Raw genomic sequence first — 17,274 nt, forward strand, 5'->3', positions numbered from 1 at the left:
CTGGGACAGCTGATGCACATCCACGCAATTTTCCAATGACGAGCTCACGGCTTGGCGTTGATGTGCTTATAAGCAGCGGTGATTCACAGGCAGGAGAGTAAAAGAGACTCCCTGATCTAGAAATCTATATTCGGGAGGGGGCGGGCGCAGTTGAGCGTGATGAGCTGGCGGGCGTCTATCGCCAGATGGGCGAAGACGAAGAATGTGCTTCCAATCCATTTGTCGCTCGCTGCGAGTAAGTAAAATCATACAGCTGGGTAATTCCAATCTACAACTCGCTTTAACGACATGAGGATTTTCGATGTCGCGTTGCTACAAGATCTTGCTTGTAGGAAATCAATGGGTTTTAGGTGGGCAATGCTCAATGCATGATTGGCCAAAAACACGAAAGCAGGCACTCCCGCTAAGCTGTAATCTCCGGGGGATTCGTTATAAATCCCCGCCAGTGGATTCTGTGCGTATCCATCAAACGGACGTGATCAAAGGCTGCTTCCAGGTAGCATATAAATTTATTTGATAATTTCGATTTTTTTAAAAATTTAGTTTGATGGTTTGCATGGAGGTCGTGTGAGTAATGTTAGTGAAGTCGACTTGGGGTTTGAAACGCTAGACCAGGTTTTTGAGTTTTTATCATTAGATAAACATACTGTTGCTGAAGGTATGGTGTTTGAGGATGTTTTTGATCAAGTATTGGAAAGGGTTCCGAAGTATTTGCATAGAGAAGTCGTTGTGTTGGGTGTTGAGACGTTTGTGGCGAAAAATAGTAGTGGTAAGCTTGTTGCTTTTGTTTGGAGTAGAAGTGCGGGAGTTGGGTTGCGGAGATACTTGCGGGCATTGGCTGTAAGGTGCGAAGTCTACGTTGTAATGTGGGAGGCGGGTGAGTGTAGGTTTTACGCTAAATCATATCCGTCAGTTGTGAAGGAGAATAAGTATGTGCCACTCATAGAGCTTGTTAGTAAAATTGGAAACGTTAATTCGAGAGAGCACCAGGTTGATCTTTCTGTAAGGAATCAAGCAAGACAGCTTGGTGCGTTTTACGGGCACTTGAGTAATGTCCATTTAGGGCGGACAAAAGAGCGAGTGGCTCTAACCAGATATTTGGTTAATTGCATAATTCAGCCTTGGTTTTCGGGTGTTTGGAATATTGATCGGGTACTCTTGGTTGACGAGGAATTAATTGCTTTGGAGGCGAAGCATAAATATCCATTCGGTCAAGGGGAATGGTCGGGGTTTGGGTTAAATGATGGGGAAGCCTTTCTTTTAGGGGAGTTGATAGATTGTGGTGTGAGGGTCTTGCACACTATCCTGGTTAAACCTTATTGGGATAAGAATGTAGGAAGTTCTTATCTGCTTTCCAACTTGAAGGCTCGAGATAATGCTCATGTGCTCGGAATTGAAATGACTCGGCAGTATATTGATAGAGTGCTGAGGCGAAAGTCTAGAGCTGCTCCCGCAGAAACAAGCATAGATGGCAAAAATAAAGTTTATTACAAGTCATTGTATGTTAGGGAGTTTTTTTCAATGTCAGTGCTCTCCAAGGTTGAAGAAGTTGCGGAAAAAATTGCCGGGCTTATAGATGGTCAACTAAGCACAAAGATTACGGATGTTGAGCTTTTATCCGCAAGGCTTCAGTAGGAGAAAAAATTATATCCGGAATTTAATTGACTTTGTAGATCGCTAGAGTGCTCTCGTGTTGAGCGAGATCTATATATGAAGGAGAGTTTGTGATGGCGGATCTAGGTGCTAAGTTGTCGAGTTAAAAGTTTTTAGCTTGATTGCGAGGCAGGATATTTTGCCAATTAATGAGATTGAGTTGTGGTTGCAAGCGCTTGCTATTAGCAAGGCACTCTCAGATATGAATTGGCTGATTCTGGTTGAATGCAGTCTTTGCAAAGAGCTGATGGATAGCTGCCAGTTTAGAGCGCATCTGAGGATTGTGTGTGATTCGCTCATGGTGTTAGCGTAGAGTCTCCGTCAAGGTGGTGAGGACGAGGAGTGGCTTCAATTTTTTGTGTGGTATGCAATACCTCTATTTCAAAAGGGCAAGTTGTACGTAATTCAATCTTCAGAATAGTTCTATATTCAGAATTGCTTTCCGGGTTGGTTTGTGAGTATTTTTAAATGGTTTGTGATTTTATATGTTTTTATGTTGCAGGGGGGGGGAATGTGTCGTATTTAAAGAAAAGGCTGCCTTGTGGCAGCCTCCTCAGGTTCAGGGGGGGATCTTAATAAGTCAATCCCAGCTCAAGGCCCCACCAGTCTGATACTCAATAACTCTCGTCTCAAAGAAATTCTTCTCTTTCTTCAAGTCCATAATCTCGCTCATCCAAGGGAACGGGTTAGTCGTCCCTGGATACTCTTCCTTCAAACCAATCTGGCTCAAACGACGGTTAGCGATGAACTTGAGGTAGTCCTCCATCATCGCCGCGTTCATGCCCAACACCCCACGAGGCATGGTGTCACGAGCGTATTCAATCTCCAGCTGAGTACCCTGCAGAATCATCTGCGAAGCTTCTTCCTTCATTTCAGCATCCCACAAGTGCGGGTTTTCGATTTTGATCTGGTTGATCACGTCGATGCCGAAGTTCAGGTGCATGGATTCGTCGCGCAGGATGTATTGGAACTGCTCGGCGACGCCGGTCATTTTGTTGCGGCGGCCCATGGAGAGGATCTGGGTGAAACCACAGTAGAAGAAGATGCCTTCCAGAACGCAGTAGTAGGCGATCAGGTTGCGCAGCAATTCTTTGTCGGTTTCGACGGTGCCGGTTTCGAACTTCGGATCGGAGATCGAACGGGTGTATTTCAGGCCCCAGGTAGCTTTTTTCGCGACCGACGGGATCTCGTGGTACATGTTGAAGATTTCGCCTTCATCCATGGCCAGGGATTCGATGCAGTACTGGTAGGCGTGGGTGTGGATCGCCTCTTCGAAGGCCTGGCGCAGGATGTACTGGCGGCATTCCGGGTTGGTGATCAGGCGGTACACGGCCAGGACCAGGTTGTTGGCAACCAGGGAGTCGGCGGTGGAGAAGAAGCCGAGGTTGCGCATCACGATGCGGCGCTCGTCGTCGGTCAGGCCTTCCGGGTTTTTCCAGAGGGCGATGTCGGCGGTCATGTTGACTTCTTGCGGCATCCAGTGGTTTGCGCAGCCGTCCAGGTACTTCTGCCAGGCCCAGTCGTACTTGAAGGGTACGAGTTGGTTGAGGTCGGCGCGGCAGTTGATCATGCGCTTTTCGTCAACGGCGACACGGGCGGAGGCGCCTTCGAGTTCGGCGAGGCCTTCGGCGACGTCGAGGGAATCCAGGGCGGCTTTGGCGCGGGCAACGGCGGCGGAGTCAGACGCGGTCACGGCACGGGCTTCCAGGGCGGCGGCACCGCCAGCGCTGTCGAGACGGTCCATGTTGGCTTCGGTGGCGTGGCCAGCGTTGGCGCTCTTGACTGCTACTTCCGTGTCTTCTTTGTCGAATTCGTCCCAGCTCAGCATGACGTGTCGTCTCCTGCGTGAGGGCCAGTGTGCCCGTGTGAAAATGGATAGGTCGGTTTTTCACACAGCCTTACTGGCCGCGTTGGATCTAAAGGAATCGTTTTTTGCAGCAGCTATACGCAGGCATCAAACAGAATTTTGTACGGGGTTCCGAGAGCCACTGATGGGCGCAACAAGCTTTGATCGCTTGTGCGGGGCTTCAGACTGGCTTTCATCCCTGTAAGGGAATATTGCAGGCCCGTTTAAGGCCGCATTATAGGGAAGTTTTGCGTGCTGTGGTGCGGCGAAATGGCTCACGGATCGGTCGACGGCGACCGTTTTTCGGTCAGAGTGAGGGTTTACAGGGCTTTGAACGATGTTGGCGGGGGAAGATTTTTTTTTCTGAATTTTTGCCCTGGATTATTTTTGTTCAAGAAATAACCAAAAAAGGCTTTTTTCACTACATCTTGTGTTTCGGTGGGGTTTTCTCAGGCTCCAGACACAACTAAGCCCGACCGAAGCCGGGCTATGAAGTCACGCTGGCGGATCAGCTCAGGCGAGCTGCACCGACGTGATCAGTGCCATCGGCGGCGAGGCGGGCGGCGCCAGTGTGATCAAAGCCGTCGGATGCGAGTTTGCCAGCGCCAATGTGGTCTGCGCCATCGGCTGCGAAGGACGCTGAGCCGGTGTGGTCGTAACCGTCGGAAGCGACAGCCGCTTCGCTGGTGTAAGCGGCAGAACCGGTGCGGTCGTAACCATCGGCGGCGAAGGTGTTGGCAGCCAGGACGGAGAGGGTCAGGGCGAGGATCAGTTGGGTTTTCATGGTCATTGCTCCAGTTTCGTAGGCGTTGTTTGTCTTGGGTTGCAATTGATTCTACGCCTGCTAATTCGATTAAAAAGCGCAAATAAATGCTTAAAGCCATCGATTAAATAGATCATTAAGGTTCGGCGCTTCATCTGCCTGATCGCGGCGGGTGGGTCGAACCTTTTTGGGGGGAGGGGTGAAGCAGGGAGTCAGCCGTTAGAGCAACCGTTGCCCATCATGCTGTAGCGCAGGATGTGCCGTTGACCGTGGGAATCTTCGTATTCCATTTTCATCGGCACAACTTCACAAACATTCGGTGCTTCGCTCATGGAGATCACTTTGGCGATGTCCAGATTCATCGAGTAAGTGTATTCCTCAACGGGCGGTTGTTGCTGCGCGACATCAGTCGGGACCTCGCCGGCCATGGCGGTTACGCACACGCTGCCGAGGGCCAGAACTAATAAAGCTTTCATTTAAGTTTTACCTTTCTAAGGTCGAGTGGGTTCACGCAACCTTTTTGGGGTTGCGTGTGGAACTTCAGTACCAGGGTGTTTGATTAACTGCCTTCGTGGGGGCTGCAACTTGGTTAATCAGATTGCCTTGTTGGCGTGGCAGATTTTAGGCGTCGACGCTTCGTCCATATAGGCGTGGTTTTGATAAACACCTTTAACAGATCCTGTAACAATCCCCGGTCTGTGTGGGTCTCAGACTTTAAATGGGTGTCCTTAAGTGCCCCATCGCGAGCAAGCTCGCTCCCACAGGTACCGCAGCGGTAGTGGGTTTGACGGTTTTTCACGACATTTTGTAGGGGCTTGTTACTACCATCGTCGAATGGTTCTATAGGCCCGGCCCGGCTAAAACGGGGTCATACAAAAACAACTATTCCACCGAGGTAAGAAAGATGAGTGCGGCTTCCCTGTATCCCGTTCGTCCCGAGGTTTTGGCCAACACGCTGACCGACGAGGCGACCTACAAGGCCATGTACCAGCAGTCGGTCGTCAACCCGGACGGCTTCTGGCGCGAGCAAGCCAAGCGCCTCGACTGGATCAAGCCTTTCACCACGGTGAAGCAGACCTCCTTCGATGACCACCATGTCGACATCAAGTGGTTCGCCGACGGCACCCTGAACGTGTCCTACAACTGCCTCGACCGTCATCTGGCCGAGCGCGGCGACCAGGTCGCGATCATCTGGGAAGGCGATGATCCTGCCGAAAGCCGCAACATCACTTATCGCGAACTGCACGAGCAGGTGTGCAAGTTCGCCAACGCCCTGCGTGGGCAGGACGTGCACCGCGGCGACGTGGTGACTATCTATATGCCGATGATCCCCGAAGCCGTGGTCGCCATGCTGGCCTGTACCCGGATTGGCGCGATTCACTCGGTGGTGTTCGGCGGGTTCTCGCCGGAAGCCCTGGCCGGCCGCATCATCGACTGCCGCTCGAAAGTGGTGATCACCGCCGACGAAGGCATTCGTGCCGGCAAGAAGATCCCGCTCAAGGCCAACGTCGACGACGCGCTGACCAACCCGGAAACCAGCAGCATCCAGAAAGTCATCGTGTGCAAGCGCACCGGTGGCGACATCAAGTGGAACCAGCACCGCGACATCTGGTTTGAAGACCTGATGAAAGTGGCCGGCACCGTGTGTGCGCCAAAAGAGATGGGCGCTGAAGAGGCGCTGTTCATCCTTTACACCTCGGGCTCCACCGGCAAGCCGAAGGGCGTGCAGCACACCACTGGCGGTTACCTGCTGTATGCAGCCATGACTCACGAGCGCGTGTTCGACTACCGCCCGGGTGAAATCTACTGGTGCACCGCCGACGTCGGCTGGGTCACTGGCCACAGTTATATCGTCTACGGCCCGCTGGCCAACGGCGCGACCACGCTGCTGTTCGAAGGCGTGCCGAACTACCCGGACATCACCCGGGTGGCGAAGATCGTCGACAAGCACAAGGTCAACATCCTCTACACCGCCCCGACCGCGATCCGCGCCATGATGGCCTCGGGCACCGCGGCTGTTGAAGGCGCTGACGGCAGCAGCTTGCGCCTGCTCGGTTCGGTGGGCGAGCCGATCAACCCGGAAGCCTGGGACTGGTACTACAAGAATGTCGGCAAGTCCCGCTGCCCGATCGTCGATACCTGGTGGCAGACCGAAACCGGCGGCAACATGATGAGCCCGCTGCCGGGTGCTCATGCCCTCAAGCCGGGTTCGGCGGCGCGTCCGTTCTTCGGCGTGGTGCCGGCACTGGTGGACAACCTGGGTAACATTATCGAAGGCGAGGCCGAGGGCAACCTGGTGATTCTCGATTCGTGGCCAGGCCAGGCGCGTACGCTGTTTGGCGACCACGACCGCTTCGTTGATACCTACTTCAAGACTTTCCGTGGCATGTACTTCACCGGTGACGGTGCGCGTCGTGACGCCGATGGTTACTACTGGATCACCGGTCGCGTGGACGACGTGCTCAACGTGTCCGGCCACCGCATGGGCACTGCCGAGATCGAAAGCGCGATGGTCGCGCACCCGAAAGTCGCCGAGGCGGCGGTGGTTGGTGTGCCGCACGACATCAAGGGGCAGGGCATTTATGTCTATGTCACCCTCAAGAATGGTGAAGAGCCGAACGAACAACTGCGCCTGGAGCTGAAAAACTGGGTGCGCAAGGAGATCGGCCCGATTGCCTCTCCGGATGTGATCCAGTGGGCACCGGGGCTGCCGAAAACCCGTTCGGGCAAGATCATGCGGCGGATTCTGCGCAAGATTGCGACGGCTGAATATGATGGGTTGGGGGATATCTCTACCCTGGCTGATCCGAGTGTGGTGCAGCATTTGATTGATACGCACAAGACCATGAATGTTGCGTAAGCGGCGGTTGTGAGTCACTGAAAGCCCTGTCAGGTGTTGAGCCTGGCAGGGCTTTTTTGTGCCTGAGGTTTTTGTGTTGGCTGGGCTGGCCTCTTCGCGGGCAAGCCCGCTCCCACAGGGATTTGCGGCGTATATGCGATCTGAATCACACCACAAAAACCTGTGGGAGCGGGCTTGCTCGCGAAGGCGATCTGTCAGGCGCTACAGCAACATCAGCCAATAATTATCGGGTTCCGCTGTCGGTATTTTCCTACTGTTACCTGTGTTCTTTCAGGTAACTGAATGTGTAACCGCATCGCTTCATTGCGGGGCATTGGGAAACGCCAAACCTCAAATCAGGGTTTCAAAAACACCTCTGAAAAATATGATCCCACGCTACGCTTGCCGGATTAGAAGGGTTTGCCAATAATAGGCCCGCAATTTGCAACATAGATCGGTTCAATGTCTTTTGCTCTTGCATGATTTTGCAGGGCTGTCAACGTGCCAAAACGGCTTTCTCGGTGCTTCTGTAATTAGTTGTCGCATTGAAGAAATATCGGCCTCGGGCCTGTCGTTAGAATGCCGATCACTCGCTCGTCGTTGCCCGTGTTGAATTTAAACACCGGCTTCCCAGGACGCAGCACTGCTTTGCGGTTCAACTCACTCGCATATTGGGCTGTCGCTCACTCTGCCGTTTTTGCCCTTTACCGATGGAGTCCCAAGATGAAGAAACTCGTGCTGCTTGGCGCCCTGGCACTGTCCGTGCTGTCCCTGCCAACCTTCGCCGATGAAAAACCTCTGAAAATCGGTATCGAAGCGGCATACCCTCCGTTCGCTTCCAAGGCGCCGGATGGCAGCATCGTTGGTTTCGACTACGACATCGGCAACGCTTTGTGCGAAGAGATGAAGGTCAAGTGCGTGTGGGTCGAACAAGAGTTCGACGGCCTGATCCCGGCCCTCAAGGTGCGCAAGATCGATGCGATCCTGTCGTCCATGTCGATCACTGAAGACCGCAAGAAGTCCGTGGACTTCACCAACAAGTACTACAACACCCCGGCGCGCCTGGTCATGAAGGCCGGCACTCAGGTCAGCGAAGGCCTGACCGAGCTCAAGGGCAAGAACATCGGCGTGCAGCGTGGTTCGATCCACGAGCGTTTCGCCCGTGAAGTCCTGGCCCCGCTGGGTGCCGAGATCAAGCCTTACGGTTCGCAGAACGAAATTTATCTCGACGTGGCCGCTGGCCGCCTCGACGGCACCGTGGCAGACGCTACGCTGCTGGATGACGGCTTCCTGAAAACCGACGCCGGTAAAGGTTTCGCGTTCGTCGGCCCTGCGTTCACCGACGTCAAATACTTCGGCGACGGCGTAGGTATCGCGGTTCGCAAGGGCGACAAGGCTGAGCTGGACAAGCTCAACACCGCCATCGCCGCCATTCGTGAGAGCGGCAAGTACAAGCAAATCCAGGACAAATACTTCGCCTTCGATATCTACGGCAAGTAATACGTCCCGGCGACAAGTCCGAAATGGCGCAAGCAACAGGATCTCTGAGGTTTGCGCCATTTTTTCATCCTAACTTTCGAGGATCTGAATCATGTTGAAAGGCTACGGGGCTGTCATCCTCGATGGCGTTTGGCTGACGCTTCAGCTCGCCTTGTCGTCCATGGCCCTGGCCATCGTTCTGGGCCTGATCGGTGTGGCACTGCGTCTGTCGCCGGTGCGCTGGCTGGCCTGGCTGGGCGATCTGTATTCCACGGTGATCCGCGGTATTCCCGACCTGGTGCTGATCCTGCTGATTTTCTACGGCGGCCAGGACCTGCTCAATCGCGTCGCTCCGATGCTCGGTTATGACGAGTACATCGACCTGAACCCGTTGGTGGCCGGTATCGGCACCCTGGGCTTCATCTTCGGTGCGTACCTGTCGGAAACTTTCCGTGGTGCTTTCATGGCGATCCCCAAAGGTCAGGCCGAAGCGGGCATGGCTTATGGCATGAGCAGTTTTCAGGTGTTCTTCCGGGTGTTGGTGCCGCAGATGATTCGTCTGGCGATTCCGGGTTTCACCAACAACTGGCTGGTATTGACCAAGGCCACCGCGCTGATTTCGGTGGTGGGTCTGCAAGACATGATGTTCAAGGCCAAGCAGGCGGCCGATGCCACCCGCGAGCCTTTCACCTTCTTCCTCGCAGTGGCGGCGTTGTACCTGGTGATTACCAGTGTCTCGTTGCTGGCATTGCGTCACCTTGAGAAGCGCTACTCGGTAGGCGTAAGGGCGGCTGATCTATGATCTTCGACTACAACGTCATTTGGGAGGCCTTGCCGCTGTACTTCGGCGGCCTGGTGACCACCCTCAAACTGCTCGCGCTGTCGCTGTTCTTCGGCTTGCTGTGTGCATTGCCGCTGGGCTTGATGCGCGTCTCGAAGAACTCGGTGGTCAACATGTCCGCCTGGCTCTATACCTACGTGATCCGCGGCACACCGATGCTGGTGCAGCTGTTTTTGATCTACTACGGTCTGGCGCAGTTCGAAGCGGTGCGTGAGAGCTTCCTCTGGCCGTGGCTGTCCAGCGCAACGTTCTGTGCTTGCCTGGCGTTCGCGATCAACACCAGCGCCTACACCGCCGAAATCATCGCCGGCAGCCTTCGGGCCACGCCGAACGGTGAGATCGAAGCGGCCAAGGCGATGGGTATGTCGCGAGTCAAGATGTACAAGCGCATCCTGCTGCCGTCGGCCCTGCGCCGTGCGCTGCCGCAGTACAGCAACGAAGTGATCATGATGCTGCAGACCACCAGTCTGGCGTCCATCGTGACCCTGATCGACATCACCGGTGCCGCGCGCACGGTCAACGCCCAGTTCTACCTGCCGTTCGAAGCCTACATCACGGCCGGTGTGTTCTATCTGTGCCTGACCTTCATGCTGGTGAAGCTGTTCAAGATGGCCGAGCGCCGCTGGCTGGGCTACCTGGCCCCGCGCAAGCACTGAATACCACTGACTGACTGTTTTTGTGAGAACCGACCGCATGTACAAACTTGAAGTCCAAGACCTGCATAAACGCTATGGCAGTCACGAAGTGCTCAAGGGTGTGTCCCTGAAAGCGGCAGCCGGCGATGTGATCAGCATCATCGGCTCCAGTGGCTCCGGCAAAAGTACTTTCCTGCGCTGCATCAACCTGCTGGAGCAGCCGCACGCGGGCAAGATCCTGCTCAACAACGAAGAGTTGAAGCTGGTGGCGAACAAGGACGGCGCACTGAAGGCCGCCGACCCGAAACAGCTGCAGCGCATGCGTTCGCGCCTGTCGATGGTGTTCCAGCATTTCAACCTGTGGTCGCACATGACCGCGCTGGAAAACATCATGGAAGCGCCGGTGCACGTGCTCGGCATGTCCAAGTCGGAAGCGCGCGACAAGGCCGAACACTATCTGAACAAGGTCGGCGTTGGTCATCGCAAGGACGCTTACCCGGGCCACATGTCCGGCGGCGAACAGCAGCGCGTGGCGATTGCCCGTGCACTGGCGATGGAACCTGAAGTGATGCTGTTCGACGAACCGACCTCGGCCCTCGACCCGGAGCTGGTCGGCGACGTGCTGAAAGTCATGCAGGCCCTGGCCCAGGAAGGCCGGACCATGGTCGTGGTGACCCACGAAATGGGCTTTGCCCGTGAAGTGTCGAACCAGTTGGTGTTCCTGCACAAAGGTGTGGTCGAAGAAAGCGGCAACCCGCGCGAAGTGCTGGTAAACCCGCAATCCGAGCGCCTGCAGCAATTCCTCTCGGGCAGCCTGAAGTAAACCGAACTCCCGTTGTGCCCCGGGATAGTGCATGCTTCGCGATCTGGAGGCCGGCCCTAATCCCCTGTGGGAGCGGGCTTGCTCGCGAAAACGGTGGGTCAATTTGCTTCTATGCCACAGACACACTGCCTTCGCGAGCAAGCCCGCTCCCACATTTGATCCGGGGCGGCTTCGAGATTTGCGTTCATTTACGGGCTAGCATTGGCCCATGCCTTCATCATTGTTCTCCGCTTCGGATTGCCCACCATGACTGCCCATCGAATTGGTTTCCTGATTTGGCCCAGCACTAAAGCACTGACGCTTGCGCTGGCTGAGGAGGCCTTGCGTGTTGCCCAGCGTGTGCATCCGGACGTGGTTTACGAGCTGTCGTTCTTGCAGGCCGAAGCCATTACAGAAGCTGCGAGCGAAAGCGCCTGGCAATTGCCGGGTGAAGCCTGGACCGGCAAGCTCGAGAACTTCCAGAAACTGTTCCTGCTCGCTGACGAGCCACCGACTGCACTGGCGCCGGCGCTCAGCAGTGCGCTCAAGCAACTGGTGCGTGCCGGTTGCGTGATTGGTGGTTTGTCCGCCGGTGTCTATCCGTTGGCGCAACTCGGTTTGCTCGATGGTTATCGCGCTGCCGTGCATTGGCGCTGGCAGGACGACTTCACCGAGCGCTTCCCGAAAGTCATCGCCACCAGTCATCTGTTCGACTGGGATCGCGATCGCCTGACCGCGTGCGGCGGCATGTCGGTGCTCGACTTGCTGCTGGCGGTGCTGGCCCGCGACCACGGTGCGGAACTGGCCGGTGCGGTGTCCGAAGAACTGGTGGTCGAGCGCATTCGTGAAGGCGGTGAACGTCAGCGCATCCCGTTGCAGAACCGTCTCGGCTCCAGCCATCCGAAGCTCACCCAGGCGGTGTTGCTGATGGAAGCCAACATCGAAGAACCGCTGACCACCGACGAAATCGCCCAGCACGTGTGCGTGTCCCGTCGGCAACTGGAGCGGATCTTCAAGCAATACCTCAACCGCGTGCCGAGCCAGTACTACCTGGAACTGCGCCTGAACAAGGCTCGGCAGATGTTGATGCAAACCAGCAAGTCGATCATCCAGATCGGCTTGTCGTGCGGCTTCTCCTCGGGGCCGCATTTCTCCAGCGCCTATCGCAATTTCTTTGGTGCCACGCCGCGGGAAGATCGCAACCAGCGGCGCAGCAGCAGTCCGTTCGAATTGTCTTCGGTGCCGTCCGAGCGCGGTTAAGGTTCACTCGTCAGGCTCGGAATCTTCCGACGTCGACACCTCCATTTCCGCTCGTTGGATTACGGCTTCTACACCAAAATCCGTGGTGGTTTTTTTGAAGTAGGCGATAAGGGTTTGCAGGCTCTGCTCGTTTAGCGGATTGCCTCGCAGATTGATGCTTTCGGCGATTTCCAGCGGCAGTTCCAGAATGTCGCTAGGTATTTCAGTGATTTGATTAGCACTCAGATCCGCCACATCCAGGGACTTGAGTTGTAGCAGGCCCTTGGGAAGTTCAGTGATCCCTGTGCTGTTCAACAGCAGCGTTGAAAGGTCAGGCATCTGGCTGACATCGGGTGCCAGCCCCAAGGGGTTATTGCTCAGCTCCAGATAATCCATGTGTTCCATTTGCGCCAGTTCAATCACGCTTTGCGTAGTCAGGGTGACTTGGCTCCGGGTCAGGGCCAGCGCTGTCAGGTCGCCCATCCTGAACACAGCTTCGGGTATTTCACCCAGTGTGTATTCACGGATGGTCAGGCTTCTCAGGCGCGGGAAGTTCTCCAGAAAATGTCCGGCCCCTGAAGTCAGCCCGGCATGACTGTGCAAATAGAGCATCGAGACGTGACTGAAGTCGGCGTCCAGTACCGGCAGGTTGCCAGTGATGTTGATGGTCAGTGTCAACTCATAGGTCGGCTCTAGTGCCTCGTTGAGGTCGTCCATATCGGTTTCATGGCGCCAGCACTTCTCCAGATTCCGTTTGAATTCAAACCGGTTCAACTCTTCGAATGTCCGCTCCTGCGGCGTGAGGGGTTGACCAGAGATTGGGTGGTTGGTGGGAATGTCCGTAGTCCAGACTTCCAGGGTGCTTCTCAGCGTTTCGTACTCGGCTTCCAGGCGCGCCAGCTCTGTCCGGCCGTCTGCAAGTGTGCCGGGCAGGCGATAAATGAAGTCGCTGGCTTGCTCTTGATCCAGTCCTGGATAGAGCCGTTGTAACCGATGAATATCGTCCTGATCGGCAAAGAAACCGAAGTCCTGCCCGGTTTGCATGAAATAGCGCTTGATGCGTTCGCGGTCGGCTGCGGCAATCGGGTTGCCTCCCAGGTCAAAACCGTTCTGCCTTTCGCGGGGTAGCTCGAAGAGGGCGGTGGGCAGTTGCGCAATCCGGTTGTCATTGAGCAGGGCGGTTCGCAGGTAAGGGCGCGTCAGCAAACCGGTGGGGAAGCTGGAGATGTGGGTCCCTGCCACATCGATGTACTCCAGAGCGGGCATGTTCTCGACGTTGGGGAGTAACCCCAGAGGGTTTTGATACAGATCCAGCGTTACCAGGTTATTCAGCGCAGAGAGTGTCGCCTGGCTCTGCGGGGTGAGGGTGAGCGCACAGTCGCTGAGAATCAGTTCGTTGAGGTGCGGCCATTGGGTGATGGCGTCCGGGAGATTGCCAAGGTTGAAGTTGCGCAAGGCCAGGCGACGCAGCCCGGCGAAGCGCCTCATGAATCCATTCACGCCCTTGGTGGCTCTATTGCCTGACAACGCCAGGTTGGTCACGCGATCGAAACTGACGTTCAGCGTCGGAAGCTCGCCCAGGATCGGACGGGTGAAAATAAAGTCGACGTGCTCGCCGTCGGTCGGTGGGTGAGTGGTTTGTCGGCGCCAGCAGTCGAGCAACTCGTTCATGAATTGCCTGCGATTGCGTTGTTGTTGGGTGAGTTGGGCCGCGCTGATTTCGACGTCGGTATCGGGAATGAGCTGCGGAATGTCGCTGACCCAGTTTTGCAACCCATCGCGAAGCCTTTCGTGCTCGGCGATTAATCGCGTCAATTCAGCTCGCGGACCGCTCGGCTGCTGCTGTAGCCGTTCGACGAATGCCTGTAGGTCCTCGGCCGAGAGATGAGGAAACAGAGCCTGGGCTCGGGCTTGTAGCGTTGGGATCTGTTTGGGCAAAGGCCGATAGCCGTCGGCGCCGCCCAGCAACCGCATTACTGACGGCTCGTAAGTGGGTTTGAAGATGGGGTGGTGCGATAACAGTGCGCGCAACTCTTCGCGACTCAAAGCATGTTTGCCGATCGACAGTCTGAGTTTCTCTCCTTCGCCGATGTTGAGCCTCAGCGCGTTACGCTCGGAGTCGGGAAATGCCTGCAGCAGACTCGTGTAGAAATCGCTGGTGGAATGGAGTGCCCGGCCTGTCCCGTCGTAAGCCTGAAACGGCCCCTCTTCGGTCATGACCAGGACTTTGCGCAGCGGTGCATCGGTGTTGCCAACGCTGTCGATCAACTGCCCCCCGTAGTTGTACTGGTGCAGTTCGATACGCAGTTGCCCCGACCAGCCAGGCAAGTGCTCCAGCGAGTGCAGGGCCAGACGCTGTGTGTCGAGGTTGTTGGCGGTCGACTTCAGTTCCAGGCCTTCATAAGCGCGTGACACCCGTGTTTGCAAACCGGCCTCACGGCTCAAGTCCGCCAGGCGTGCAGGTAGTGTGCCGCGTTCAAGTTGCTGTCGTTCCTGCTCGCTCGCGGTGTCGAGCACGGCTTCTGCCAGGCTCTTCGGCAGGCCGGGTTCGGCGTCGATGATGGTTTGCGCCAGGTCGCTGGTGCCGTGTTCGAGTCTGCGGTAGCGATAGTCGAACAGCGTTTCTCTTTTACGCTCGGCAATCTGCGCCAATGTACGGCGCAGTGTGCGGGTACGGATGTCGAGACGAGTGATGGGGGCGCCGAACTCCTCGCCCAGCAGCGTTTTTATTTCGGATTCATTCAGTGCCAGCAGCAACGTTTTGAGCAGGTCGCCATCGTTCAATTGCCTGACATCGATTTGCAGGTCCGGGGCCCCGGTGTGGTGGCTTTGCCAGAGGGGTTGCCCCTGTCCATCGATCAGGCGCAGGCTTTTTTGCCCGGGCCAGTAACCGTTTTCGTGGAGTAGCTCCAGCTGTGTCACGGGATCGGCCTTGAGGAAGTCTTCAGGCCGGTCGCTGTTCATTTGATCGATAAAGGTCTGAATGTCCTGTTCGATCTTGAAACGTTTCAGTGTGTCGGCGAGCAGCGGCGGCAGGCGTTCGACATCCACGTGCATTTTGCGCAGTGCGTTTTCATGGACGCCGCTGATCTTGAGCATTCGTTCGCGTTCGCGGGTAGAGAACCGCTCCATATCCGGACCGATGCGATGCAAAAGTCTGGATTGGTCCCATTCCAACGGTTGGTCGACTTCGGTCTGCCAGATGCCTTCGCCGTTATGTTTGAGCGCGGGTTTATAAGCGTCGGGGCGGGTAGGGTGGTCGATGTGAGACTGGCCGGTCTCCGGGTCCTCAATCACGGCATAGAGTTTTTCGTCCAGCTTCAGCAAGGCTTTGCCCTGGTGGATGTGCAACCCGCGATCATTGGTTGTCGAGCCCTTGGGCAATTCTGTGCGTTGCTCGTATGGAACCAGGTCGGGTTTCCAGTAGCGGGTTTCGCCACTCGGTATCTTGACTGGTTTGAAACGGTCGATGAGTTCAACGACCTCTCGAGGCAGGACTGAGCGAAACTCCCCCACGACGAGGGCGCCTCCAGCCGCAAAGATGCCCAACTGGACCGCGGACTCAACCGTCGTCATGAAGTGCTCGAGCGCTTCGGTAGTCTGGCCTTCTGCCCAGTCGACGATGCCCTCGAAGGTTTCATCGAGCAATTGGTACGCGATGTAGGCCAGCATTGCTTCGCCGAGCAACGGTACGAACGGCAGGGCGATAAAGGCTGCGACGTTAAGCAGAGCCGAGGCGATTTCCGTGAAGGAATCCCATAGCGCCCATCGGGCTTTCTGGTCGACCAGGGCAGTGGACACAGCGATGACCCGTGCATCGTTGAGAATCTTGTCCAGTTTGCGCTGGTAGAGATGAATCCACAGGTCACCCTGGATCGGCATTGCCGTCATTTGCAAATTGGGTCGCTGGTTTGGGTGCTCCCTCCAGGTAGGGCGGGGATCGCCGGAAGGCACGGGTTGCCAGGTAATGGGGGCGAGGCGGTTGTTCAATTGAGCGAAGAAGTGCCCGCGATCCTGATGGTCGACAAAGCGACTGAAAAACCGTTGATAGTCAGAGCTGCGCAAGCGCTGGGTCAGCTCCTGGGCGAATGCGCCGGTAGAAGCGTACTCTTTGAGCGGGTGTTCGGGGTCGTCGGGAATATAAGCCACGACCCGAACTGTTTTACGCGAGCGTTCCAGGTCCGGGGCAAACAGTATGATGCCGGTCAGGTTGGCATTCATGATTGCTATTTCATGGCCGCGCAGATCCAAATTCTGATGACCGTCGCGTAATCCGACGATCAGCTCATGGGTGTCACCACTGATTTTGTTTTGCAGGTGCGCCATGTGCAGCGCGGTGGTTAGCGCTGCTTTCTGGCTGTTTTTGATCCTGGATTGCAGGGCTGCCGCCGCTACCGGGTTGTGGATGCCCAGATTGTCTTCGAGATGTTCTTTGTAGCGCTCGCCAATATCCAGCTCCCGGCACAACCGGGTGAACGCTGCAATGGGCATTGTTGGCAGAATGTCGGGAAGTTGATGAAGTTGCTCGGTGGGTGAAGGCGCGTTGATATAGGTGGAGGCAGGCTCGAAGGCGTCATCCTCGGTCTCGCTGCTTTCGAAGTTATGCAGCGCGGCATCCAGCAACGACACCGTCCAGATGCGTGCAGCCCCCGATTTCAGTCGCAGCCAGGGTATGTGCGCAGGAATATAAAGACGCAAAAATGTCTGGCGGACGTCCAGTGTCAGGCCAAAGCGTTCCTTGATGGCGGCTTGAAGCAGTGGTTCGGCAAAAGTGTCGGCGTTTTGCAAGTTAGCCAAGGCCCGATCGACCCGGTTCTGCGCCGTCCAGTGTCGGGCGTTCAACTCACGCAGCTTGGCGTGCTGGCTGCGAGATACTTCCTTGATGTCGTTCGGCAGGCGGGGGGTGATGCCTTTCAGGGTGTCGCGCCTTTGCGCCGAGGCCTGAGCCAGCCATGGAGGTATTGCGCTCATCAGGTGCTGAAAATGAGCGTCCTGGGTGAATGAGGCCGAGGCGGTGTCGGGTTGTTCGGTGTCGATGCTCATGGGAGGGCCGTTGATATTGATAGGCCGTCAGCAAAACCCATGACCGCCCCTGGCGTGCGGTACATAATTACCACCACGTTCCGTCCGACTTGAACTAGCTGCCGCAAATGCCGCCCGCCAGTTAAACTGCGCCT

Annotated in this window: 11 protein-coding genes; 7 read left to right on the plus strand and 4 right to left on the minus strand. The window is 56.0% G+C overall.

From position 1 onward, the window contains the following. Positions 1–567: 567 nt before the first annotated feature. Positions 568–1,635: a hypothetical protein gene (locus tag ABIA48_RS21420; RefSeq protein WP_429491162.1), complete on the plus strand. Its 1,068-nt coding sequence runs from the start codon at positions 568–570 to the stop codon at positions 1,633–1,635. A 598-nt stretch (positions 1,636–2,233) separates the two neighbouring features. Here the strand turns inward: ABIA48_RS21420 and ABIA48_RS21425 are convergent. The 3 genes from ABIA48_RS21425 to ABIA48_RS21435 form a co-directional block, all read right to left on the minus strand. Then, complete coding sequence (locus tag ABIA48_RS21425; protein WP_007992761.1) at positions 2,234–3,481, minus strand: ribonucleotide-diphosphate reductase subunit beta; 1,248 nt, start codon at positions 3,479–3,481, stop codon at positions 2,234–2,236. 526 nt (positions 3,482–4,007) lie between these two features. After that, positions 4,008–4,283: a hypothetical protein gene (locus ABIA48_RS21430; RefSeq protein WP_429491164.1), complete on the minus strand. Its 276-nt coding sequence runs from the start codon at positions 4,281–4,283 to the stop codon at positions 4,008–4,010. Between the two features lie 191 nt (positions 4,284–4,474). Beyond that, the gene (locus ABIA48_RS21435) at positions 4,475–4,738 is read right to left on the minus strand and encodes a DUF2790 domain-containing protein (RefSeq protein WP_429491166.1); all 264 of its coding nucleotides are present in this window, start codon (positions 4,736–4,738) and stop codon (positions 4,475–4,477) included. A gap of 428 nt (positions 4,739–5,166) precedes the next feature. Here ABIA48_RS21435 and acs point away from each other — a divergent pair, with 428 nt between their 5' ends. From acs to argR, 6 genes are all read left to right on the plus strand, one after another. Next, the gene (gene acs, locus ABIA48_RS21440) at positions 5,167–7,122 is read left to right on the plus strand and encodes an acetate--CoA ligase (RefSeq protein WP_007992764.1); all 1,956 of its coding nucleotides are present in this window, start codon (positions 5,167–5,169) and stop codon (positions 7,120–7,122) included. A gap of 702 nt (positions 7,123–7,824) precedes the next feature. Next, positions 7,825–8,601, plus strand: coding sequence for an ABC transporter substrate-binding protein (locus tag ABIA48_RS21445; protein WP_204933312.1), 777 nt, complete (start codon positions 7,825–7,827; stop codon positions 8,599–8,601). Positions 8,602–8,692: 91 nt separating this feature from the next. Next, a complete protein-coding gene (locus ABIA48_RS21450) occupies positions 8,693–9,382 on the plus strand; it encodes an ABC transporter permease (RefSeq protein WP_007992766.1) in 690 nt (229 codons plus the stop codon). Then, a complete protein-coding gene (locus ABIA48_RS21455; protein WP_429491167.1) occupies positions 9,379–10,077 on the plus strand; it encodes an ABC transporter permease in 699 nt (232 codons plus the stop codon). The genes ABIA48_RS21450 and ABIA48_RS21455 overlap by 4 nt, the downstream gene beginning before the upstream one ends. Positions 10,078–10,114: 37 nt before the next feature. Beyond that, positions 10,115–10,879: an ABC transporter ATP-binding protein gene (locus ABIA48_RS21460; protein ID WP_007992768.1), complete on the plus strand. Its 765-nt coding sequence runs from the start codon at positions 10,115–10,117 to the stop codon at positions 10,877–10,879. Between the two features lie 246 nt (positions 10,880–11,125). Further along, a complete protein-coding gene (gene argR / locus ABIA48_RS21465; RefSeq protein ID WP_310054515.1) occupies positions 11,126–12,118 on the plus strand; it encodes a transcriptional regulator ArgR in 993 nt (330 codons plus the stop codon). A gap of 3 nt (positions 12,119–12,121) precedes the next feature. Here the strand turns inward: argR and ABIA48_RS21470 are convergent, their stop codons facing one another. Next, on the minus strand, positions 12,122–17,140 hold the full coding sequence (locus tag ABIA48_RS21470; RefSeq protein WP_429491170.1) for a dermonecrotic toxin domain-containing protein: 5,019 nt from the start codon (positions 17,138–17,140) through the stop codon (positions 12,122–12,124). Between the last annotated feature and the right edge of the window lie 134 nt (positions 17,141–17,274).

Source organism: Pseudomonas sp. S30_BP2TU TE3576, assembly GCF_050436025.1.
In the GTDB taxonomy this organism is placed as follows: Bacteria; Pseudomonadota; Gammaproteobacteria; order Pseudomonadales; family Pseudomonadaceae; genus Aquipseudomonas.

What these genes read in the sequence shown, in the direction of transcription:
- ABIA48_RS21425 (WP_007992761.1), bottom strand. Translation starts at nt 3,481, where the DNA reads ATGCTGAGCTGGGACGAATTCGACAAAGAAGACACGGAAGTAGCAGTC.
- ABIA48_RS21430 (WP_429491164.1), bottom strand. Translation starts at nt 4,283, where the DNA reads ATGAAAACCCAACTGATCCTCGCCCTGACCCTCTCCGTCCTGGCTGCC.
- ABIA48_RS21435 (WP_429491166.1), bottom strand. Translation starts at nt 4,738, where the DNA reads ATGAAAGCTTTATTAGTTCTGGCCCTCGGCAGCGTGTGCGTAACCGCC.
- acs (WP_007992764.1), top strand. Translation starts at nt 5,167, where the DNA reads ATGAGTGCGGCTTCCCTGTATCCCGTTCGTCCCGAGGTTTTGGCCAAC.
- ABIA48_RS21445 (WP_204933312.1), top strand. Translation starts at nt 7,825, where the DNA reads ATGAAGAAACTCGTGCTGCTTGGCGCCCTGGCACTGTCCGTGCTGTCC.
- ABIA48_RS21450 (WP_007992766.1), top strand. Translation starts at nt 8,693, where the DNA reads ATGTTGAAAGGCTACGGGGCTGTCATCCTCGATGGCGTTTGGCTGACG.
- ABIA48_RS21455 (WP_429491167.1), top strand. Translation starts at nt 9,379, where the DNA reads ATGATCTTCGACTACAACGTCATTTGGGAGGCCTTGCCGCTGTACTTC.
- ABIA48_RS21460 (WP_007992768.1), top strand. Translation starts at nt 10,115, where the DNA reads ATGTACAAACTTGAAGTCCAAGACCTGCATAAACGCTATGGCAGTCAC.
- argR (WP_310054515.1), top strand. Translation starts at nt 11,126, where the DNA reads ATGACTGCCCATCGAATTGGTTTCCTGATTTGGCCCAGCACTAAAGCA.
- ABIA48_RS21470 (WP_429491170.1), bottom strand. Translation starts at nt 17,140, where the DNA reads ATGAGCATCGACACCGAACAACCCGACACCGCCTCGGCCTCATTCACC.